The sequence below is a fragment of the Hwangdonia lutea genome (assembly GCF_032814565.1).
GTDB classification, from domain to species: Bacteria; Bacteroidota; Bacteroidia; order Flavobacteriales; family Flavobacteriaceae; genus Hwangdonia; species Hwangdonia lutea.
On record NZ_CP136521.1, the window covers coordinates 1,370,609 to 1,393,579 of the forward strand.

Consider the following 22,971-nt stretch of genomic DNA (forward strand, 5'->3'; position numbering starts at 1 on the left):
AATATGAAGAAAAACATACTTATAGTATTCATTTTAGCAATAATCTTTAGTTGTAAAAACAATAAAAAAGAAAACGGCAAACTCAACATTGTCACCACAACAACAATGATTACCGATTTGGTAAAAAACATTGGTGGCGACTATGTAAATGTTGAAGGTTTAATGGGAAGCGGTGTCGATCCGCATCTCTACAAAGCCAGCGAAGGCGATGTGTCGAAATTGGTAAATGCCGATATTATTTTTTATAACGGATTACACCTTGAAGGTAAATTGGTTGAAATCTTCGAAAAAATGGAAAGCCAAACAAAAACACCTATTGCTTTAGCCGAAGAGATTGATAAAAACACCTTAATTGGTTCCGATTATTTTGCATCAAATTACGACCCACACGTTTGGTTTAATATCGCGTACTTTAAACAATTTGCCAGCAAAGTGGCTTCGGTATTATCTGAAAAAGACCCAAAAAATGCAGCCAACTATAATGAAAATGAAAAGCAGTATTTAGCGAAATTAGATACACTGCAGAGCAAAATTCAAGGCATCATTGAAACCCTTCCAAAAGAAAAAAGGATATTAGTTACGGCACATGATGCTTTTAATTATTTTGGAAAAAGTTATGGTTTCGAAGTGGTTGGCTTACAAGGATTGTCAACAGCCACCGAAGCTGGCGTTCAAGATGTTCAAAAATTAGCAGCTTTCATTATTGATAAAAATGTAAAAGCTATTTTTGTTGAGAGCTCTGTGCCCAAGCGTACCATTGAAGCGTTGCAAGCCGCCGTGAACTCAAAAGGGCATAAGGTAGAAATTGGAGGTACCTTATATTCTGATGCCTTGGGCAATGACGGAACGGTTGAAGGCACTTATATTGGCATGTTCGAATATAATGTAAATACGATTGTGAGTGCTTTGAAATGAAACGTCATTCTGAGGAGTACCAAAAGTGCGACGTGAGAATCTGTTAAATTAAAACTTAGAATTGAAGAGTTTGTTACATCGTTTCCCACCTCACAATGACATATAAAAAGAAAATATGGAGTCTAAACAGAACATCGCAGTACAAGTAGACGATTTAACCGTAGCCTACAACTACAAACCCGTACTTTGGGATATCGATTTAGAAATCCCAGAAGGGGTGCTTATGGCTATTGTCGGGCCAAATGGCGCAGGAAAATCTACGCTAATAAAAGCAGTTTTGGGCATTTTAAAACCCATTGCCGGTAGTGTTACTATTTACGGAAAACCATATGATGAGCAACGCAAATTGGTCGCTTACGTACCCCAAAAAGGCAGTGTGGATTGGGATTTTCCAACCACCGCTTTGGATGTTGTGATGATGGGGACTTACGGCAGTTTGGGCTGGATAAAACGTCCGCGGCAAAAAGAGAAAAAAGCAGCACTTGAAGCCTTAGAAAAAGTAGGCATGCTATCTTTTAAAGGGAGACAAATAAGTCAGCTTTCCGGCGGACAACAACAGCGTATTTTTTTGGCGCGGGCCTTGGTACAAAATGCATCTATTTATTTTATGGACGAACCCTTTCAGGGTGTTGATGCCTCAACCGAAATAGCGATTATCAATATTTTAAAAGCACTGCGAAAAGCCGGAAAAACAGTTATTGTAGTGCATCACGATTTGCAAACCGTTCCAGAATATTTTGATTGGGTAACCTTTTTAAATGTGAAAAAAATTGCAACAGGTCCAGTTAAGGATATTTTTAACGACGATAACTTAACCAAAACCTACGGCATTAATTACAAAGTGAGTATTCAGGAGTAGTGTCATTCCTGCGAAGGCAGGAATCTCATGAATAGAAGTAAAAACACAAATGGATTCCTGCCTTCGCAGGAATGACAAAATGGATATAACAGAATACATAAAATTAGTATTCAGTGATTACACACTACGAACCATCACACTCGGAACAGCCATTTTAGGCGCGGTAACCGGTATGCTTGGTAGTTTCGCCGTACTCAGAAAACAAAGCCTTTTAGGTGATGCCATTTCACACGCAGCGCTACCGGGCATTGCCCTAGCGTTTTTAATTACAGGCGCAAAAGACAGCAACACACTTTTATTGGGTGCTTTGGTGAGCGGATTAATTGGAACGTTTTGGATTCGCGGTATCATCACCAAAACCCATTTAAAATCGGATACCGCCTTGGGTTTAATTCTCTCTTTATTCTTTGGATTTGGTATGTTACTACTTACCTTTATTCAAAAACAACCCAATGCCAATCAAGCCGGTTTGGATAAATATTTATTCGGACAAGCCGCTACTTTGGTGGTAAGCGATGTTTGGTTGATGGCCATAGTTACGGGCATTTGCCTCATGGTACTATTGCTCTTCTGGAAAGAATTTAAAATCCTATTATTTGATGCGGATTACACAAAAACCTTGGGTTTTAACACAAAGTTTATCGATGTTTTAATTACCACGTTTATTGTTTTGGCCATTGTTTTAGGCCTACAAACCGTTGGAGTGGTTTTAATGAGTGCTTTATTATTGGCGCCTGCTGCCGCTGCTAGACAATGGACAAACAGTTTAAGCACCATGATTTTGCTTGCTGCCGTATTTGGTGCTTTTTCAGGGGTTTTCGGAACTGCCATTAGTGCCAGCCAAAACAACCTATCAACAGGTCCTATTATTGTTTTGGTCGCCGCCGTATTTGTGGTGTTTTCGTTTGTATTTTCTCCAAGTCGTGGGTTGTTATTTAAACAAATCCGATTTATAAAAAACAGACGCGATTTAGAGCTTAATAAAACCTTGGCTTTTATGTATCATATTGCTGAAACGCACGAAAACATTTCGCATCCGCATGCCATCAAAATACTGAATAATTTTCAAGGCTACACCAGAGGAAGCCTTCAAAAACTAGTGAAAAAAAACTATGTAAAACTAGATGGAAACATGTGGAGTTTAACTGAAGAAGGCTTTAAAACCGCCTGTAATTTATACAATCAACAAACTGATGAATAGCGCTCAAATCGAAATACAGTTAATTGCGAGTTTGGTGGCTATAGCATGTGCTATTCCAGGCACATTTTTGGTGCTCCGAAAAATGGCCATGATAAGCGATGCCATTAGCCATTCTATTTTACCGGGCATTGTAATCGGGTTTTTTATTACCCAAGACCTCAACTCGCCTTTGCTCATTTTGCTCGCTGCTTTAACAGGAATTGTTACGGTTATTTTAGTGGAATATATTCAAAAAACAGGTTTGGTAAAAGAAGACACCGCCATTGGCTTGGTGTTTCCGGCTCTGTTTAGTATTGGTGTGATTATGATTGCCAAAAACGCCAACGATGTCCATTTAGATGTCGATGCTGTTTTATTGGGTGAATTGGCTTTTGCACCTTTTGATAGATTGCTCATTTCGGGTGTTGATGTTGGCCCAAAATCTTTATGGATTATAGGTAGCATTTTAATAGTTACAGTGGCACTATTAATTACTTTTTTCAAGGAATTAAAAGTAAGCACTTTTGATGCTGGTTTAGCGGCATCACTTGGCTTTTCGCCAGCAATTATCCATTACGGATTAATGTCGGTATCATCCATAACAACGGTTGGTGCTTTTGATGCTGTTGGCGCTATTTTAGTAGTTGCGCTAATGATTGCGCCTGCTGCCACGGCTTATCTTTTAACAACCGATTTAAAGAAAATGCTCGCACTTGCCATAACATTTGGAGTATTTGGTGCTATTTCCGGATATTGGTTTGCTCATTGGCTCGATGCCTCAATTGCAGGCTCCATAACAAGTATGTTAGGTTTGCTGTTTTTAATCGTGTATTTGTTTGCCCCACGAAAAGGCATCGTTGCGGTGCTTTACAGAGAAAAACAACAGCGCACAGAGGTATCTTTATTAACGTTTTTACTGCATTTAAAAAATCATAGTGAAGAAGAAGAACGCCATGTTAATCATTTAAACGAGCATATTAATTGGCAAAAAGTACGCTCGAAAACCGTATTGGAATTAGCGCTAAAAAACAATATGATTTTAATTAAAAACAACATTGTCTCGTTAACCGAAAAAGGTGACGATTTTACTTCGCAAGCCATCGATTATATAATTACCAACGAAGATGCAGAAATTGAACACATGAAAGACGATTTCTTTTTGTTTAGAGGGTAACCAATATTAATACATATATCATTTTGAGAGTTATTCCATTCCTCATTTCAATTCAGCATTTCGACTAAATAATTTCTTTTTTAGGGTAAAAGTCAATAAAAATATGTATATTTTTCGCACATTTTTAATTTTCCCTATGAAAAAAGTATTACTCTTTCCCATCTCTTTCCTAATTTATTTTACCGTTTTATCTCAAGAAAAAATTCCTCTTATCGATTATGATAGCATCTATGAAGAAGCTTCGCAAACAGATGATTCAAAAGAAATAATTGAAATATTAAATAGGATAAACAAAAACGATTCTACCTACTGCAGCACTTTAATTTCAAAGTCGTATTACTTACTAAATTTAGAAAAATATAACGAAGCTATCGAGGTTGCCAACGAAGGCTTGCGTTTAAATTGCAATGGTTCCAACCTGTCATTCTACATTAACAAAGGTTTAGCTTACACGTACAAAGAAAAATATGATGACGCTTTAAAAATTTATAACAATGGTTTAAAAACCTATCCAAAATACTATCTTTTGTGGTACAACAAAGGTGTTGTTTTAGAAAAATTAAACAGACTAAATGAAGCTATTGAAGCCTACCAAAATGCTATAGTTTTTAATCCAACCTACGCACGACCACACCTTCAATTAGGTAATTTATGTTATAAACAGGAACTTATTTCTCAAGCATTAATGTGCTATAATATGTATTTGCTGCTAAGCTATGATGAAGAAAGTGCGTTTAATACACTAAAATCTGTAAATAATATTGTATCAGATAAAAATGAAAATGAAGCTGATCCGGATTTTCAAATATCGCCCGATGACGAAGCCTTTGAAGATATTGATTTGATTATAAACAACAAAATTGCTCTAAATAAAAACTACGAAACAGGCAATAAAATTAACATCTCCCTTACTAAACAAAATCACGCGCTTTTAACACAACTAGAAGATTTTGAAGGCAATGGTGGGTTTTGGAACAAAAAATACGTGCCTTTGTTTAATTGGATACGAGAAAACCATCTTTTTGACCATTTTACCTATACACTTTCATACAGCATTCAAAATGAAAAATACATGAAAGTAATTGAGCAAAATAAAAAAGAAATCGCTTCGTTTATGGATTCATTTTATACCAAATGGTATGGTATTTTAAAAGAGAACACTGTATTGTTTGAAGGCAAAAAACAATTGGTAACTTATAATTATTATGGTGGGTATGTAGAAGGCATTGGAAAAACAAATAACGAAGCATCTGTAGGTAAATGGGTCTTTTACAATCACAATGGACAATTAAAAGCTGAAGGGAAATATAATGACCAAGGCGTGAAAACCGATATGTGGACTTGGTTCTACGAAAACGGTAAAACAAAAGAAACCGCTATATATAAAAACGGTATGCTAAACGGCGAAAATTTACAATATCACGAAAACGGAAAACCATATATTATTTCAAATTATGAAAATGATAAATTAAATGGCGCCTACAAATACTATAACGACAAAGGTGCTTTACTACAACATAAATATTTTAAAAACGGTGAGTTAGACGGTTTGTATAAATCGTTTTTTAACGTAGGTGAAGAATTAATTGAATTCTCCATCCCATATAAAAACGGAAACGTTCAGGATATAGCTACGGAGTACTATGCAAATGGCGATGTTTATGCTAAAATGCCTTTTGCCAACGGTAAAAGAGATGGTCTTGAAAAGAAATACTATTGGAACAAAAACACCTCCTCAGAAATCAACTACAAAAACGGAGAATTTAGTGGTCCGTATAAAACCTATTATTCTACCGGAAATGTATATGAAATTGGACAAAGTTTAGACAACTTTTACCACGGTCCGTGGAAATCGTTTTACCGAGACGGAACGATTCAAGCAGATTACACTTACGATAAAGGCTATATTAATGGTGTGTATAAATATTTTGATACCGATGGAAAAATATACTATCAATATCTATACAGAAAAGGTGAAATTATTGAATATAAATATTTTGATAAAGAAGGAAAGATAATAAGTGAAGGCAGAAAAAAAGGAGGCGAATTTCAATTTAAAGGACATTACCCAAATGGAAACACAGCTTCAAAAGGACTATACGACATTAAAGGTGGAAAAGAAGGAGCGTGGGAGTTTTATTCACAAAACGGCGTATTAACAGGCAAAGGAAATTATACGGATAATAACGTGATTGGGGAGTATATAAATTATTATAATAGTGGAAAAATCCTGTCTAAATCAATTTATAAAAACGATTCGCTTCACGGCTATTTTTCTAACTTCTATAAAAATGGGCAATTAAAACAACAAGGCTGGTACAAAAACAATTTAGCACATGGCGAATGGCGCTCGTATTTTATAGATGGTACGTTAGAAATTATTAATTTCTATCATAAAGATAAACTGCACGGCATTCAAAAATTCTACAGTTGCGAAGGCAAGTTAGAGCGTATTTATAAGTACAAATTTGGAGAGCTGTTATCCGAAGTTTACTATGATTCCAATGGCGATGCTTTGGGCGAAATAAACTATAAGCCACAGGAAAACAATTTTACTTTAACTTACCAATATGCCAATAAAAAAACCGATACAGAAATTGAATATGTAAACGGCATAAAGCACGGTAAATATGCTTATTATGATTTTTATGGGAACATAGCTTTAGAAGGTAATTATACAAATGGTGCACAAGACGGCAAATGGATATGGTATTATGAAAACGGAAAAATAGAAAGCGAAAGAACCTATTTACATGGAAATTTAAACGGCGAAGTTAAAGACTACTTTGAAAATGGTACGATTGAAAGCAAATCACATTATGATTATGGCACCCTTGAAGGCGAACAAACTGTTTATTATAACAATGGCAAAAAGGCCCATACAACCGAGTATGTTAACGATAAAATACATGGCAAAAAAGTATTTTATGATTATAATGAAAACGTGCAGCTCATTCGTTATTATAATCATGGAACACTTATAGGCTATAGTTATTTAGATACAGAATCAACCGAATTACCAATGATTCCGCTAAAAAATGAAACAGGAAAAATCAAAAGCTATTTTAATAATGGAAAAATAGCCAGGGAAATGGAATATAAAAATGGTGATTTAATAAACAATTATAAAGCTTTTTATTATTCGGGACAAATAGAAAACGAAGTAACTTTTGTAGACAACGAGTATCAGGGCTCAGACATAGAATACTATTTTAATGGAAAAGTGAAAAGCAATAAAAAATACCAAATGGGTGTTTTACAAGGCCCCACTAAAAACTACTATGAAAACGGAAATATAAAAGAAGAAATAAACTATAAAAATGGTGAAAAAACAGGTGAAGCCAACTACTATAGTAAAGATGGTAAATTAATAAAAAAAGAATTTTACTTTAACGGCGATATTTATCGATCTGAAAACTATATATAATGCATAAAATATTTTTAACTTTCTTGTTAATAGGCGTTGCTAGTTTTGCTCAAGAATCTAAAGAGTTTAACCTATATAAAAAGTTGTATCCCAACGCCAAAGCCGTAAGACTTAATCAACAAACTACCGTTAGAATAAAACTTGACGCCGAAACTATTAATATTACCCAAGAGTTTTTAGAAGAAGATTTGTATTTAGACGAAAGTGCAAATTACAGCTCTAAAAAGGCATTGAATTTTTCTTCTTTTTTTGAATTGGATAAAGTTGAAGCCTCTTCATTTACTTATACCGATGGTAAATACAAAGAGGTTGAAGTAACCGATTTTAAAGAAAAAGATGAAATGGACCAATCGTTTTACGACGATACCAAATCGTTAAATTTTATTTTCCCCAACCTTCAAAAAGGCTCAAAATCTGTTTTAAAATATTCAGAAATTGTAAAAAACCCTCGGTTTTTAAGCCCGTTTTATTTTGGTGATTTTTCTCCCATTATAAACAACAAAGTAACTATTATCGTTGATAAAAACATCAATTTATCATTTAAAGAATTTAACACAGATACTTTAAACATAGCTTTTAATAAAGAAGAGAAAAGAAATACGGTTACTTATACTTGGGAACTTAAAAACATGGACGAATACGATTACGAAACCAATGCCCCTACTTATAAAAAAATATTGCCACACATTGTTCCTATAATCACTTCATTTAAAGTAAAAAACACAAGCAACAATCTAGCAAAAAATGTCTCGGACTTATATGCGTGGTACTACTCTTTAGTAAAAGACATTAATAAAGAAGAAGTTGATGAAAACCTTGTAAAATTAGTAGAAGAACTTACTGCAAATAAAACTACCGATTTAGAAAAAGTTAAAGCCATTTATTACTGGACACAAAAAAACATAAAGTATATCGCTTTTGAATATGCCCTTGGAGGATTTATTCCTAGACAAGCCAATGATGTGTTTAAAAAAAAGTATGGCGATTGTAAAGACAATTCAAGTATTTTATACAAAATGCTGGAAATTGCCGGCCTAAAAGGAGATTTAACCTGGATAGGTACCCGAAGTATACCATACAATTACAACGAAGTGCCAACGCCTCTTGTAGATAATCATATGATTTTATCTTACACTAACCATGGTAAAACATACTTTTTAGATGCTACTGGCAGGTACGTTCCCATAGATTTTCCAACATCATTCATTCAAGGTAAAGAAGCCTTAATAGCAGACGGCGCATCAAATTATGTCATTAAAAAAGTACCAATTATTCCCGCAGAAAAAAATGCCGTAATAGATACCACAACCGTAAATTTAAATGGCGAAAATTTAATAGGCAACTCTAAGGTGGAAATTTCTGGTTACAATAAAATAGACTGTTTTAATTACTTAGAAAATGAAACAACTGCTGAAAAAATAAAAGCCTTTTACAACGGTCGATTGCAAAAAGGAAACAACAAATTTTTAATCAACTCTTTTTCTGAAACCAACAAATTTGATTACGAAAAAAACCTTATTGTAAATTATGATTTTACCATAAACGGCTATGCCAAAAAACTAGGAGACGAAATATATTTAAACCTAAATTTAATTAAAGATTTATCTTCTTACAAAACCGAAAAAGACAGAAAAAACGATATTGAATACAAACATACAAATGCATTTAACTACACAACTACCCTAATTATTCCTGAAGGATATGCTATAGATTATGTGCCGGAAAACGTAAGCTTCTCTAACGACTACTTATCGAGCAGCATCACTTACACGGTTAAAAAAGACCGTATTGTTTATAATCATTCCTACCGTTTAAACTTTATTAATTTAAACTTAAACGAACAAAGTCAAGTCAACTCTTTAATAAAGAAAATAGAAAAAGCTTTTAATGAAGTTATTATTCTCAAAAAATCATAATTCACATCACATGCTAAAAATTAAATTTATACTCATATTTGTTTTCGCTATTCAAATAGCTTCATCACAAAACGACCTTTTTTACAAAACCTATGCATGGGACGAAAACCCCATATATAAAATTGAAGAAGGTAATGAAGCATCAATTATAGCCTTAAAAGACAAAATACTTACTGAATTTTACTTTCAAAAAGGAGGACTGGTTGAGTATTTTCTTGAGCACCGGGTGTTATGGTTGAATTCTGATGATAAAATAGAACAGTTTAACAAGATTTATTTGCCGTATTCTTCCACTTCCGAGTTAAAAATCAATAAAGCAAGGGTTATAAAAAAGAATGGCGAGATTCAAGAGTTGGATAAATCGAAAATTTTAACCGCCCAAGATGAGGAAACTGGCAAACATTATAAATTCTTCGCCTTTGAAGGTATAGAAAAAGGAAGTTTTATTGAGTATTACTATGTTGTTCAAAGATATCCCAGATATAAAGGAAACAGAATAACATTTCAAACCGATTATAACAAAAAAAATGTTGAGTTTGATTTATACGCGCCTAAAAACCTAATCTTCGATTTTAAAACCTACAACAATACGCCAGAGGTTAAATTAGATACACTTTCAAAAAACAAAAATCATTGGTTGCTAAAAATGGATAACGTTGATGCGCTCCAAAAAGAAGAAGTATCAGCTTACCATGCTTCAAAAAACTTTGTGGTTTATAAATTAGACAGAAATACTGCCGATAACTCCAAAGACATTTCATCTTATGGAAAAGTGGCGCAAAACATATACGCGTACTACTACGAAAAATTAAACAGTAAAACGCAAAACCTATTAAATAAGTTTATTAAAGAAGCTACAATGGGCGAAGATTTAGATGAAGAATCTTTCTTAAGAAAACTTGAGTTTTTTATAAAAGCCAATGTATTTATTACAGAAGATGGAAGCGACAATTTTAAAGACTTGAATGAGGTTTTAAATAAAAAAATAGCAAACGAAGTCGGCGTGCTTAAACTGTATTTAGCACTTTTTAAAAGTTTAAATATAAAGCATGAAATAGTTATTACCAGCGACAGACAAGAGTTAAAGTTCGACAAAAACTTTGAGGCCAATAATTTTTTAACCGATTTTTTAATCTATTTCAACAAAACAAAAGCCTATTTATCTCCCACTGAATTGAATTCGAGGTATGGATTTCCACCGGCCTATTTAACAGATAATTACGGGCTTTTTATTAAAGAAGTAAAAGTAGGCAATTTTGTTTCAGGCATAGGGCGAGTTAAATATATACAGCCCATTAAAGCTGAAAAAACAGTAGATAAAATGATTCTGGATATTGATTTTAAAGAAGACAACATATCTAGCTGTAACATAAAATTAGATCGTTCTATGAGTGGATACTACGCCATGTATTTTCAACCGTTTATACATTTGGTTAAAGACGAAGCAAAAACGGAGTTAATTGAAGGGTTTGCCAAAAACATAAATAAAGCTGTTGAAATTACAGAAAAGGAACTTGTTAACGGAGACCCAGAATTATTTGGCGTAAAGCCCATTCAGTTTCTTTTAAATTTTAATTCTGAAGTATTTATAGAAAAAGCTGGTAAAAAATATTTGTTTAAAGTAGGTGAATTAATTGGTGAGCAAATGCAAATGTATCAAGAAAAAGAACGCATATTACCTGTAGAAAATGAATTTACTAGAAGCTATTACAGGACTATAAATATAAAAATTCCAAAAGGATATAAAGTAGCGAACCTTAAGGACATTAATATTAAAAACACTTTTGATAAAGATGGGGATGAGTTACTTATTTTTCATTCACATTACAAACTAAATGATAATCTTTTAGTCATTACTGCAGATGAACATTATCGCGAAAATATTATTGAAACTAATAATTATGAAGATTACAGAACGGTAATCAATAGTGCTGCAGATTTTAACAAATTGGTGCTTGTTTTAGAGCCTATATAAACTAGTTTAACCATGGCACAACACAACGAATTGGGTGAAAAAGGCGAACTAATTAACCGTCGATTTTCTGTTGAAAAACGGATACGACACATCATTGAACGCAACTACCGTTTTGATAAAGCCAAAGTTGATATTATTGCGCAAAAAGAATACTTTAAAACGCTTCAGTGATAATTTTATCCGAATCAACGTTCAAAGCACTTAGTTGCTCGTTTACGGCATCCATCATCGGTGGTGGTCCACAAACATAAAAATGACTGTTTAACGAAACGGCATTTTTTTTAAGAAACTCTTTTGTAACAAAACCATGTGCGTACTGTTCCGTTTTTTCTTCCGAAAGGATATTGATAAAATTGTTACCCAACATATCTTGCAATTCATCCTCTAAAATAATATCCTTAGAAGTTTTATTGGCAAAAATAAGGGTGTTCTTCTCCAATTTATTTTTCGATTTCAAGTCTCTTAAAATAGAAATAAAAGGGGTGATGCCAGCGCCTCCAGCAATAAACGTACCTTCTCCTTTATAGGCAATAGCTCCAAAAATATCATTTAGAATAAGCTCGTCGCCTGTTTGTAATTTCAGTAATTTATTGGTAACACCGCTGTGGTCTGGGTAAGTTTTTATTATAAATTCCACATCGTCATCACTTGGAAGACAGGTGAATGTAAAAGGACGCCCTTTGGTTTCCCATCCGGGTTTATTTATAAAAACTTCGGTGGCTTGCCCCGGCTTAAACTGTAGTTCTTTAGGTTTTTCAGTAGTAATGCACAAAACATCATGCGTGGTTTGCGATATCGATTTTATGGTAACAATTTGCGTTTTCATTGTGTTATGGATTAATTGTGTAAAACATATAGTTCTATGCTTCTAAAACGGTTTTAAGTACAACGGCTTGGTTGTGTTTGGTGTCTTTAGCACCATAAAGCAAGGTTACGGTTTTGCTTTTGGCATGCTCGCGAATACGGTTTAAATCCTCTGATTTGTTTTCAAGTTCCTTTTGGTATTTTTCTTCGAATTCTTCAAACTTATCGGGGTCGTGATCGAACCATTTTCTTAGTTTTTCGGAAGGTGCAATGTTTTTGTTCCAATCGTCGAGTTTGGCATCTTGTTTTGATACGCCACGTGGCCAAATACGATCGACCAGAATTCGATAGCCATCATGTTTTGCAGGATCCTCATAGATTCTTTTTGTTTTTATTGTTTTCATCAAAATGAATATTTAGGTATCAATGCTTTGGTTTCGGAATGAGCGGTCTTAGTGTAATTTCATCGATTAGCATATTATCGGGAGTTTTTAATAGATTAACAATGATATCTGCTACATCTTTTGGATGCATCATTTGGTTGTGCTTTTGTATTCCTGAATCCTTGAAAAAATCGGTTGCGATAGACCCAGGGTTTACGCAAGACACTTTAATTTTATCTGAGCGTAATTCTTTAAAAAGCGCTTCCGAAAAACCTTGAACCCCATATTTTGTAAGGCAATAAGCTGCCCCTTCCGATCTTGTGGTTTTTCCTAAAATAGAACCAATGTTAACAATATGGCAGGTGTTTTTGTTTTGTTTCATTAAAGGCACAATTTGAGAAGTCATGTAAAACAATCCATTGATATTGGTGTTGATCATGCTGTGCCATTGTGCAGATGTCAAAGCGTCAATTTTTCCAAAATATCCCGAACCTGCATTGTTGATTAGGATATCGGGTGTATGTGTTTTGGAAAAGGTTTTTTCCACCCAAGAATTTAGAGTGTTTTGATTGGAAATGTCCATAACCACAGGAACAAATCTTTTCCCCAATTGGTTTTTCAAATTATTTAGAAGGTCCGCATTGCGAGCTAAACCATAAACCAAAGTATCGTTTGAAATTAATGCGGAAGAAATCGCTGCCCCTAAGCCTTTACTGGCACCAGTAATTATGGCTATTTTAGATTTCAGATTCATTTGTAATGACTTGTTATTCCTGTTTTTCCATTTCATCCATGGCAATCGTGGCATGGGCATAAGCAGCACCTGCACGCATTTCGGAGGCTACCCAAATGGCTTCCATAATTTCTTCTTTACTGGCGCCTTTTCGCATAGCTTGAGATGTGTGCGCCCTAATACAGTATGGGCATTGGGTTACATGGCCAACAGCTATGGCTATAAGTTGCTTGGTTTTTTCATCCAGAGCGCCCGCTTTAAAAATGGTTATGCTAAAATTGCGCCAAGCTTCAATGTTGTCTGATGCCAAGGCTGCTTTTTTATCTAAAAGCGTTCGTGTTGTTTTTGGAAAAAGTGATGTTTGGTCCATAATATACTTTTATAGGTTAGTAATTTTACTGCAGTTCGGCATCCATAGTAATTTTAAAACTCAATGCTTTGCTCACAGGGCAATTATCCTTGGCAGCGTTGGCACATTCCATGAATTTATCCGTATCGATATTCGGGATTTTCGCTTTAAGCTTTAAATGAGACTCTGTGAGTTCTAACTTATCGGTATCCATAGACACGGTTGCCGTTACGTTTAAAGTATCTGGTGTATAACCAGCTTCGCCTAAAATATTGCTTAATGCCATAGCAAAACAACCGGCGTGCGCTGCTGCCAATAGTTCGTCTGGATTAGTACTTTTGCCGTCGCCAAAACGAGAATGAAAACTGTATTCAGATTCGTTTAATACTTTACTTTGAGTGCTTATCGCACCTTCGCCATCTTTTAACGAGCCGCTCCAAACGGCATTTGCTGTACGTTTCATATCATCTAGATTTTATTGATTATTAAATGAGAGGTGTTGTTTTTGTTTTTAGAAACTATGACTAAAAATTCACAACGCACTTAGCTACTATCTACGTTAAGACATAGAAGTATCAAGATTTAATTGCTTTAGTTTTGTAGTTATTCAACTGTCTTTTATTCATAGCAACGCATGAATATTTCAGTATAATATTTACACAAGAAAATTTGAGTAGGCCTATTTAGTGCATAAAGAAAACAACACCCTATTTCACTAAAATTACAAAAAATAATTAATTTGGACAAATTTATCCGATATAAACTAAGAAATACACCGTTTTGCAGAACCAATCATTATGAGAATATATTGCAAAATAATTTCTAGTTTGTATTTTAAGATAGCAAAAAGACTTATTTTTAAGTTTTAAGTAAAGATAACGTTATGGCACAACACAACGAATTGGGTAAAAAAGGCGAACAATTAGCCGTCGATTTTCTGATGAAAAACGGATACGACATCATTGAACGCAACTACCGTTTCGATAAAGCCGAAGTTGATATTATTGCGCAAAAAAAAGATGTTCTTGCCATTATTGAAGTTAAAACACGCTCTACTACAGATTTTGGAAACCCGCAAGATTTTGTAAAACCCAAACAAATTCAACGGCTCGTAAAAGCGGTTGATGAATATGTAACGGTTAACGATTTAGATGTTGAAGTGCGTTTTGATATTGTTGCCATTGTTAAGGAAAAGAACAACTATGCCATTGAGCATTTAGAAAATGCTTTTTATCATTTCTAATCATTAGTTTTATTCATTCCTTCGAAGGCAGGAATGACTAGCTTTCCGAAAATTATTCAGCTTCAAAAAACATTTTTAAAGCCTCAACATCTGCCGGTTTTGCAATAATTTCCTTGGCTTTGTTTAAAATGAAATACGTTGGTGTGGCTGTTACACCATAAGCATCGCCAATTTTATTATCCCATTTGCCCTCACCATAAACGTGTATAAATTCCGGATAATTTTTAATTATGTTTTTCCATGCTTGTGGCTCATCTTCCAGAGCTATGGCAATTACTTTCAACTTTCCCGCTTCTTGTGTTTTTACAAAGGACTGCAATTGTGGGATCTCGTCTAAACAATGCGAACATGAGCTGCTCCAAAATACAATGATGTAACGTTCGGCAATATTTATTTCGCTTAATTTTTTGTTGGTTTTACCTCCTGATTTTTCAATTTGAAATGAAAAATCTGGCGCTTTGCTTCCTATTGAGGTGTTTTTAAATAAGCTTAATCCTTCAACCAATTCGTCATCACCCAGAGATTTAGCAACATCAATTAAATAGGTTTCAGAAATATAATTAGCTACATTTTCGAATCCTAAATCCACCATTTGCTGCCATAAATCTATCAGTAAAACCCTTTTGGTTTCGTTTGGAGCGTTTTTCATCGCATGGCAAAAAGCATCAATATTATTTTTATAATTGGTAAATTCATCTACATCGCCATAAGATAATCCAAACACATAATTTAACATCCGCTCATCAAAAAAGTTGGAGCTTTGCAATGTTTTATTGTTGAAATCTACATGGTCAAAATAATGTGTTTTTAAATTAGAGACATAGGTTTTTACATCTTCGAATTTTTCAGGAATATACGGTGTATTTGCTTTAATAAACTCTAATGCTATGGTGCCTTTGGCCAACGATTCGAAATTAGACTGGGCTTCGCGTTGGGTTTTGAAAATAGATTTTAAGGCCATGGTATCTTTACCTTCTTCTCTGTAAAACTTACCAATACTGTGGGTTATCATGGACATGCTGTTTTTATAGGATGCCAATAATTTGTTTTCTGATGAGGACTTAAATTCTACGCCGGTTTCAGAATTAAATGCGAGTTCAATATCTTCTTTTCCGTTGTAAATAACATCAAAATTATAGTCTTCTTGCGGAATCGCATAAACAATTCTGTACATGCCTTTTGTTGCTGTTGAATCTAATTTAAACTCAAACAAGCCGTCTTTAATTTCGGAATTTGTAATATATTCTGAAACTGTTGGAGTTACTTTATAAAGCAGTGCCACATTGAAATCTTCGGCTGGAGTAAATGTACCTTTAATAGTGTGCTGCCCAAAAAATACATTTGGCAGTAAAACTACTAAGGCAACAATACGTTTTAACATGGGTTTTAATTTAATTTTAATAGAACAATAATTAAGCCATTATAGGTTTTAAAATTGCTAAGGCTTGTTTTACAGATTTAACAGATTCAAAAGTTAATAATAACCTTAAACCATTTCGGGTTTGCTTTTCTTTCATTTTACAAATTCCCGGGTTGGATTGTACAAATTTAAGAACTTTTGTAAAGTTATCGCTTTGGTAATACGGACTTTGTTGATCGTTTACAAAATACCCAACAAATTTGCCTTTTTTCATAATAATTTTTTCAAATCCTAATTTGGTAGCGATCCATTTTAATTGGACACTATTTAGTAAATCGGTCACTTGTGTTGGCAACTCGCCAAAACGGTCGATGAGTTCGGTTTCAAATTTTTGTAATTCCGCTTCAGTATTTAGGTTGTTTAATTGCGTGTACAAGTTTAAGCGTTCTGTAATATTATTTACGTAATCGTCGGGAAACAACAACTCAAAATCGGTGTCAATCGTTACCTCTTTTACATAAACCTTATCGGTTTTATCGTCGTTATACAAATCCTTAAACTCGTTTTCCTTGAGTTCTTCAATGGCTTCGTTTAGTATTTTTTGATAGGTATCAAATCCTATTTCATTAATAAACCCGCTTTGTTCTCCTCCTAATAAATCGCCTGCGCCACGGATTTCTAAATCTTTCATGGCTATATTAAACCCACTTCCAAGTTCTGTAAATTGCTCTAAAGCCGTGATGCGTTTTCGGGCATCTTCAGTCATTGCCGAGTATTCTGGTGTTATAAAATAACAGAATGCTTTTTTATTGCTTCTCCCAACTCGCCCACGCATTTGATGCAAATCGCTCAACCCAAAATTATTGGCATTATTGATAAAAATGGTGTTGGCATTTGGCACATCCAGTCCGCTTTCAACAATGGTAGTGCTCACCAAAATATCAAATTCGCCATCCATAAAAGCCAGCATGAGCTGCTCTAATTTTTTGCCATCCATTTGCCCGTGACCAATGCCAATTTTAGCATCGGGCACCAAACGTTGCAGCATACCGGCGACTTCTTTAATATTTTCTATGCGATTGTGAATAAAAAATATTTGCCCGCCCCTTTGAATCTCATAACTCACCGCATCGCGAATGGTTTCTTCGTTAAATCGGATAACATGACTTTCAATGGGGTAACGATTTGGTGGCGGTGTTGTGATAACCGATAAATCGCGAGCCGCCATTAAACTAAATTGCAAGGTACGCGGAATTGGTGTTGCGGTTAGCGTTAGCACATCTACATTATCTTTTAGGGTTTTTAATTTTTCCTTTACGGATACACCAAATTTCTGCTCTTCGTCAACAATCAACAATCCCAAATCTTTAAACTTAACGTTTTTATTAACGAGCTGATGCGTGCCGATAATAATATCAACATGTCCTTTTTCCAGACCTTCCAAAGTTTCTCGTTTTTCTTTGGCGGTTCTAAAGCGGTTTACGTAATCTACGGTAACTGGAAAGTCCTTTAAACGCTGCTTAAACGTTCTGGAGTGCTGGTATGCCAAAATGGTAGTTGGTACCAAAACAGCCACTTGTTTTCCGTTATCAACGGCTTTAAAAGCAGCGCGAATGGCCACTTCCGTTTTACCAAAACCAACATCGCCACACACCAATCTATCCATAGGGCGTTCGCTTTCCATATCGGCTTTAATATCGGCAGTTGCCGTAATTTGGTCTGGTGTATCCTCATAAATAAAAGAGGCTTCCAATTCGTGTTGCAAATAGCTGTCTGGCTTGTACTGATAGCCCTTTTGTGTTTTTCGTTTAGCGTAAAGTTTTATTAAATTAAAGGCAACGTGTTTTACGCGCGCTTTGGTTTTTTGCTTTAAGGTTTTCCAAGCTTTACTGCCTAGTTTATAAATCTTTGGTGGTTTGCCATCTTTACCGTTAAACTTGGTGATTTTATGTAACGAATGAATGCTTAAATACAGTACATCGCGTTCACCGTAAACCAATTTTATAGCTTCTTGTTTTTTACCCTCGACATCTATTTTTTGAAGGCCGCCAAAACGCCCAACACCATGGTCGATATGCGTTACATAATCACCAATACCTAAACTAGTAAGCTCTTTTAGGGTAATGGCCTGCTTTTTAGCGTAACCATTTTTAAGGTGAAATTTATGATAGCGCTCAAAAATTTGATGATCGGTATAACACACCATTTTGTTATCGTGATCGATAAAACCTTGATATAATGATAAAATGATGGTTTGATATTGCTTGACGTCGAGATTTGAATCATCAAAAATATCATGAAAACGTTTGGCTTGCTGCTCGCTTATACAGGCAATATAATTGGTATAACCTTTTTTGTTGTTAGTATTTAAGTCTTCTATTAAAAGATTGAATTGTTTATTAAATGCGGGTTGTGGCGTGGTGTTGAAGGTGATTTCGTTTACATCATTACGAGGAGCTTGTTCAGCCTGCACTGAGCGCAGTCGAAGTGTGGTAATCTCTTCCTTTGAAACAGATTGCGACGTTTCACTCGCAATGACGTTATTATTAAAAACCGATGTTGTTCCAAACTCAACAATAGAAAAATCCAATAATTGCTTTTTTAATACGGCCGAATTAGCAAACAGCATTTGGGGTTCGGCGTGTTTTAATTCTGAATTGAGTGCCTTAAAAGCGTCTTCAGCCTTTTCATAAAAATCGTCTATTCTTGAAAAAAACAAGTCGGCATTTTTAAAACAAACCACCGTTTTTTGAGCGATGTATTTTAAGAAACTTTGGCGCTTTTCCTCAATAAGCTTATTGGCAACATTAGGGATAATATTGACTTTTTTAATCTGTTCTACCGAGAGTTGGGTTTCCACATCAAAAGTTCTGATACTGTCTACCTCATCACCAAAAAACTCGATACGATAGGGTTGGTCATGCGAAAACGAAAACACATCCACAATACCACCGCGCACCGAAAACTCTCCGGGTTCGGTTACAAAATCGACGCGTTTAAATTGATATTCAAACAATACTTCGTTTACAAAATCGATGGATATTTTATCGTCTACCGACACTTTTAAAGTGTTGCGTTCCAACTCTTTTCTAGTGACCACTTTCTCGAATAGTGCATCGGGATAGGTTACAATTATGGCCGGTTTCTTTTGCGAATTAATGCGGTTTAAAACCTCGGCACGAAGCAGCACGTTAGCATTATCGGTTTCCTCTATTTGGTAAGGCCTTCGGTAACTGCCCGGGTAAAACAACACGTCTTTGGGGTTGCACAATTGCTCTAAATCGTTTAGGTAATGTGCGGCCTCTTCCTTGTCGTTAAACACTAATAAAAATGGCTTGTTGGCCTGCTTGAAAACGCTGGAAATTACAAAGGACAAAGAGGAGCCAACGAGCCCTTTTAAATGTATTTTACTTTGAGTTTGGGCAATAGCACCTTGCAGATTTTGCATGTGCAAAGTCTGTGAATAGGTTTGCGAGAGGATGGATTTACTCACCTAATTAATGAATTTTACGATTGCAAATATACGGTTTAGAATTATTTTTATATGGATTTAACAGAAATTCGCAAAGGTTTATTTTTAAACAGCGACAACGATTTTTTTTGGGCACACCTGAGTCTAGGTATTTTTAATTTTGAACTTAAGATTAAAAATGTTAGTCTGGTTTTGCGTTAGCGATTGAAACCCTTCGACTGTGCTCAGGATAAAACTATCCTTTTTAAATAAATGGAAAGAATTAATTTCACAAAAAACTAAAATTTTACAGATTGCCTCGTCCTTCGTCCTCGCAAAGACGGTGCCTTTAAAAAGATATAGTGGAAAGCGCGACCCTTTTTATTATTCTTAAAAAGGGTAACGCCTAATTACTTAAAAGCTACAACTTGTAATTTCGGTAACTCGAAGTGTGTTTACCATGCCTTTTTCCTTAATCGGCATTGCGGCTAAGCTTATTAACATATCGCCTGTTTCTAAATAGCCTTTTTTACAGGCTATGTCGTTAACATCTTCAATGGTTTGGTCGGTGCTTACATACTTATCGTAGTAAAAGGCTTGAACGCCCCACAACAGGCTAAGACGCGTTAAAATTCGCTTGTTCGAGGTAAACACCAATATGTGCGATGATGGTCTCCACGCTGAAATTTGAAACGCGGTATAACCACTGTTTGTTAGGGTTGAAATGGCTTTGGCATTAATTTCGTTGGCCATATTTGCCGCGTGATAACAGATGGATTTTGTAATGTAACGATTGGTACGAATATGTGGTGGCAATTGCGGTACTTTAATTAAATCGGAGTTTTCGACGCTTATTAAAATATCTGCCATTTGTTTAATAACCTGCACGGGATAACTACCAACCGAGGTTTCGCCCGAAAGCATTACAGCATCGGCACCGTCCATTACCGAGTTAGCAACATCGTTTACTTCTGCCCTTGTTGGGGTTAAACTGGAAATCATGGTTTCCATCATTTGCGTTGCAATAATTACCGGAATTCTAGCTTTTTTAGCACGTAATACCAGTTGCTTTTGAATAAGCGGAACTTCTTCAGCTGGTACTTCAACGCCTAAATCACCACGAGCTACCATCAATCCATCGCAGTGCGCTATGATTTTATCAATGTTTTCAACGGCTTCCGGTTTTTCGATTTTAGCGATAATAGGAATTTTATAATCGTTATGCTTCTTAATTAAATCGCGCAGTTCCATTAAATCTTCGGCATGACGTACAAATGACAATGCAATCCAATCGACACCTTGCCCAATGGCAAAAATGGCATCTTCAATATCTTTTTCCGTTAAGGCTGGTTGGGAAATATTGGTGTTGGGAAGGTTTACGCCTTTTTTCGATTTTAGTGGTCCACCCTGAATTACGCGTGCCTTTACTTCGGATTTTTTATCGGTTGAAACCACTTCAAAAATTAATTTTCCGTCGTCTAAAAGAATACGCTCACCTGGGTTTGCATCTTGCGGAAACTTATCGTAGGTCATAAAAACCCGGTCTTTTGTACCTTCAAAACGCTCGCCTGTTGCAAAGGTAATTTCATCGCCTTCATTAACAACAACATCGCCTTTCATTACGCCCACACGAAGTTTAGGTCCTTGTAAATCGGCTAAAATGGCCGCCGTATACCCAAGCTCTTTATTGAGTTCGCGTATCATTTTTATACGGGCTTCAACATCTTCATATTTGGCATGGGAAAAGTTAATTCTAAATACATTAACCCCTTCTTCAAGCATCCCTTTTAAAATTTCCTTAGTGCTTGTGGCTGGCCCTAATGTGGCTACTATTTTGGTTTTTTTTCTTATCGGCATTAGTTAAAAATTAAATTATCTTTTGATTTTAGTTGATTTACATCAACGCTAAAAGCAGTGGCAACTTGCGGAATACCTAGAATATTATTTAAAATATAAGCTTCTTTACTAAAATTGTTGCCGTTATCTATTTTTAAAAAATAGTTTACGCCTTTATGTTCGGGTATTAAATTAAATGTTTTTGTAATCTGATCTTGTGTGTTAAATAATGATTGCTGATTGTTTTGTGGCAACGCTTCATGATTCTTACAAATATTAGACACCAAACTCCACGTTGTGAGCTGCTTATCATCTTTCCACTCAAAAATAGAATAGGCTGATTTATCTTTGTTAAAATCTAAATCCCTCGGTTTTCTGACAAGATTTATTCCTAAATGTTTATTAAGAAGATAAGCTAACCTGTAATCTTCAATCGTGCAATGAATTGCAATTAAGGTGTACAGTGCTTCTTCAACATCATCTAAAACAAGTTTGTGAACAGCCATAACTCATCATTAATAACCGTAAATATAGTACTTAATATAGTTAATTGTAATAAGTTTACCTTAATCTTAACGATAAAAACTACTAAAACGTTATAGTTGATTTGCCTAAGTGGGTGTTTTTAAATCATTTTTGACATCCTTTTCTGAAAGGCAAAAAAAGCACGCTTTGAAGCTTTTTCTTCGGCTTTTTTCTTTGATGTGGCTCTGGCTTTGGCAATAACTTTATCATCAATTGACAGTTTTACCGAAAAATGCCTAACCTCGTCATTTCCAGTATCTTCGTAAACATTATACCTAAATGTTTTCTTTTCTTTTTGGCACCACTCAATCAGCAGACTTTTGTAGCTAATCACTTTTCCTTCTAAGGTTTCAATATCCACATAAGGAATTATAACACGTTTAAATATAAACTTCTCGCAGTATTTATAACCTCTATCTAAAAAAATAGCGCCTACCAAAGCTTCAAATAAATTGCCGTGAATGTTGTCTCCAAATTGCCCTGACGGAATTTTGCTCTCTACTAAATCTATGAGGTTTAAGTCTCTCCCCAATTCGTTTAAATGTTCTCTACTTACAATTTTAGATCGCATTTTTGTAAGATAGCCTTCATCGCCACTAGGCACTTCTAGATATAAATGCGACGCAATAACAGAACTTAACATGGCATCGCCCAAAAACTCTAAACGTTCGTAATTAACAGCATTACCTTTACCATCTTTAATATTCATTGAGCGATGTGTAAAAGCCGTACTGTAAACCTTTATCTTTTTGGGTTTAAACCCAAGGATTTCAGTTAATTGTATAAAAAAATTCCCGTTGCGTTTAAAACGGGAATTTAATATGTTACGAATGTTTTTCAT

Annotated in this window: 19 protein-coding genes; 9 read left to right on the top strand and 10 right to left on the bottom strand. The window is 35.0% G+C overall.

The window, feature by feature from the left end:
* The first annotated feature begins 3 nt into the window (after nt 1–3).
* The 8 genes from RNZ46_RS05885 to RNZ46_RS05920 all read left to right on the top strand — a co-directional run bounded on the left by RNZ46_RS05885 (nt 4) and on the right by RNZ46_RS05920 (nt 11,617).
* On the top strand, nt 4–915 hold the full coding sequence (locus RNZ46_RS05885; RefSeq protein WP_316984452.1) for a metal ABC transporter solute-binding protein, Zn/Mn family: 912 nt from the start codon (nt 4–6) through the stop codon (nt 913–915).
* Nucleotides 916–1,030: 115 nt separating this feature from the next.
* A complete protein-coding gene (locus tag RNZ46_RS05890) occupies nt 1,031–1,774 on the top strand; it encodes a metal ABC transporter ATP-binding protein (RefSeq protein WP_316984453.1) in 744 nt (247 codons plus the stop codon).
* A 79-nt stretch (nt 1,775–1,853) separates the two neighbouring features.
* A complete protein-coding gene (locus RNZ46_RS05895; protein ID WP_316984454.1) occupies nt 1,854–2,975 on the top strand; it encodes a metal ABC transporter permease in 1,122 nt (373 codons plus the stop codon).
* On the top strand, nt 2,968–4,128 hold the full coding sequence (locus tag RNZ46_RS05900; RefSeq protein ID WP_316984455.1) for a metal ABC transporter permease: 1,161 nt from the start codon (nt 2,968–2,970) through the stop codon (nt 4,126–4,128). The genes RNZ46_RS05895 and RNZ46_RS05900 overlap by 8 nt, the downstream gene beginning before the upstream one ends.
* A gap of 136 nt (nt 4,129–4,264) precedes the next feature.
* Nucleotides 4,265–7,555 (top strand): tetratricopeptide repeat protein, encoded by a 3,291-nt coding sequence (locus RNZ46_RS05905; RefSeq protein WP_316984456.1) that lies wholly within the window; start codon nt 4,265–4,267, stop codon nt 7,553–7,555.
* Nucleotides 7,555–9,471 carry a DUF3858 domain-containing protein gene (locus tag RNZ46_RS05910; RefSeq protein WP_316984457.1) on the top strand — a complete coding sequence of 639 codons (1,917 nt, stop codon included), beginning with the start codon at nt 7,555–7,557 and terminating at the stop codon, nt 9,469–9,471. The genes RNZ46_RS05905 and RNZ46_RS05910 overlap by 1 nt, the downstream gene beginning before the upstream one ends.
* A gap of 10 nt (nt 9,472–9,481) precedes the next feature.
* On the top strand, nt 9,482–11,446 hold the full coding sequence (locus RNZ46_RS05915; RefSeq protein ID WP_316984458.1) for a DUF3857 domain-containing protein: 1,965 nt from the start codon (nt 9,482–9,484) through the stop codon (nt 11,444–11,446).
* Nucleotides 11,447–11,458: 12 nt separating this feature from the next.
* Nucleotides 11,459–11,617 carry a PDDEXK family nuclease gene (locus RNZ46_RS05920; RefSeq protein ID WP_316984459.1) on the top strand — a complete coding sequence of 53 codons (159 nt, stop codon included), beginning with the start codon at nt 11,459–11,461 and terminating at the stop codon, nt 11,615–11,617.
* Here the strand turns inward: RNZ46_RS05920 and RNZ46_RS05925 are convergent.
* Genes RNZ46_RS05925 through RNZ46_RS05945 form a run of 5 tightly spaced genes read right to left on the bottom strand, consistent with a single transcriptional unit; the run spans nt 11,601 to nt 14,178 of the window.
* The gene (locus RNZ46_RS05925) at nt 11,601–12,272 is read right to left on the bottom strand and encodes a ferredoxin reductase domain-containing protein (RefSeq protein ID WP_316984460.1); all 672 of its coding nucleotides are present in this window, start codon (nt 12,270–12,272) and stop codon (nt 11,601–11,603) included. The two genes, RNZ46_RS05920 and RNZ46_RS05925, sit on opposite strands and share 17 nt — an antisense overlap.
* A gap of 34 nt (nt 12,273–12,306) precedes the next feature.
* The gene (locus RNZ46_RS05930; protein ID WP_316984461.1) at nt 12,307–12,654 is read right to left on the bottom strand and encodes a DUF488 domain-containing protein; all 348 of its coding nucleotides are present in this window, start codon (nt 12,652–12,654) and stop codon (nt 12,307–12,309) included.
* Nucleotides 12,655–12,673: 19 nt separating this feature from the next.
* Nucleotides 12,674–13,387: an SDR family oxidoreductase gene (locus RNZ46_RS05935; protein ID WP_316984462.1), complete on the bottom strand. Its 714-nt coding sequence runs from the start codon at nt 13,385–13,387 to the stop codon at nt 12,674–12,676.
* A gap of 13 nt (nt 13,388–13,400) precedes the next feature.
* Nucleotides 13,401–13,736 (bottom strand): carboxymuconolactone decarboxylase family protein, encoded by a 336-nt coding sequence (locus tag RNZ46_RS05940; protein ID WP_316984463.1) that lies wholly within the window; start codon nt 13,734–13,736, stop codon nt 13,401–13,403.
* A 25-nt stretch (nt 13,737–13,761) separates the two neighbouring features.
* Nucleotides 13,762–14,178: an OsmC family protein gene (locus RNZ46_RS05945; RefSeq protein WP_316984464.1), complete on the bottom strand. Its 417-nt coding sequence runs from the start codon at nt 14,176–14,178 to the stop codon at nt 13,762–13,764.
* Between the two features lie 420 nt (nt 14,179–14,598).
* Here RNZ46_RS05945 and RNZ46_RS05950 point away from each other — a divergent pair, with 420 nt between their 5' ends.
* Nucleotides 14,599–14,958, top strand: a complete 360-nt coding sequence (locus RNZ46_RS05950; protein ID WP_316984465.1) for a YraN family protein — start codon at nt 14,599–14,601, stop codon at nt 14,956–14,958.
* A 52-nt stretch (nt 14,959–15,010) separates the two neighbouring features.
* Here RNZ46_RS05950 and RNZ46_RS05955 read toward each other — a convergent pair whose 3' ends face one another.
* From RNZ46_RS05955 to rnc, 5 genes are all read right to left on the bottom strand, one after another.
* Nucleotides 15,011–16,339 (bottom strand): TlpA family protein disulfide reductase, encoded by a 1,329-nt coding sequence (locus RNZ46_RS05955; RefSeq protein ID WP_316984466.1) that lies wholly within the window; start codon nt 16,337–16,339, stop codon nt 15,011–15,013.
* 31 nt (nt 16,340–16,370) lie between these two features.
* Nucleotides 16,371–19,811: a transcription-repair coupling factor gene (mfd, locus tag RNZ46_RS05960; protein ID WP_316984467.1), complete on the bottom strand. Its 3,441-nt coding sequence runs from the start codon at nt 19,809–19,811 to the stop codon at nt 16,371–16,373.
* A gap of 372 nt (nt 19,812–20,183) precedes the next feature.
* Nucleotides 20,184–21,626, bottom strand: a complete 1,443-nt coding sequence (gene pyk, locus RNZ46_RS05965; RefSeq protein ID WP_316984468.1) for a pyruvate kinase — start codon at nt 21,624–21,626, stop codon at nt 20,184–20,186.
* Nucleotides 21,626–22,111: an IPExxxVDY family protein gene (locus tag RNZ46_RS05970; RefSeq protein ID WP_316984469.1), complete on the bottom strand. Its 486-nt coding sequence runs from the start codon at nt 22,109–22,111 to the stop codon at nt 21,626–21,628. Before RNZ46_RS05970 ends, pyk begins: the two co-directional genes overlap by 1 nt.
* Nucleotides 22,112–22,230: 119 nt before the next feature.
* Nucleotides 22,231–22,971, bottom strand: coding sequence for a ribonuclease III (rnc, locus tag RNZ46_RS05975; protein WP_316984470.1), 741 nt, complete (start codon nt 22,969–22,971; stop codon nt 22,231–22,233).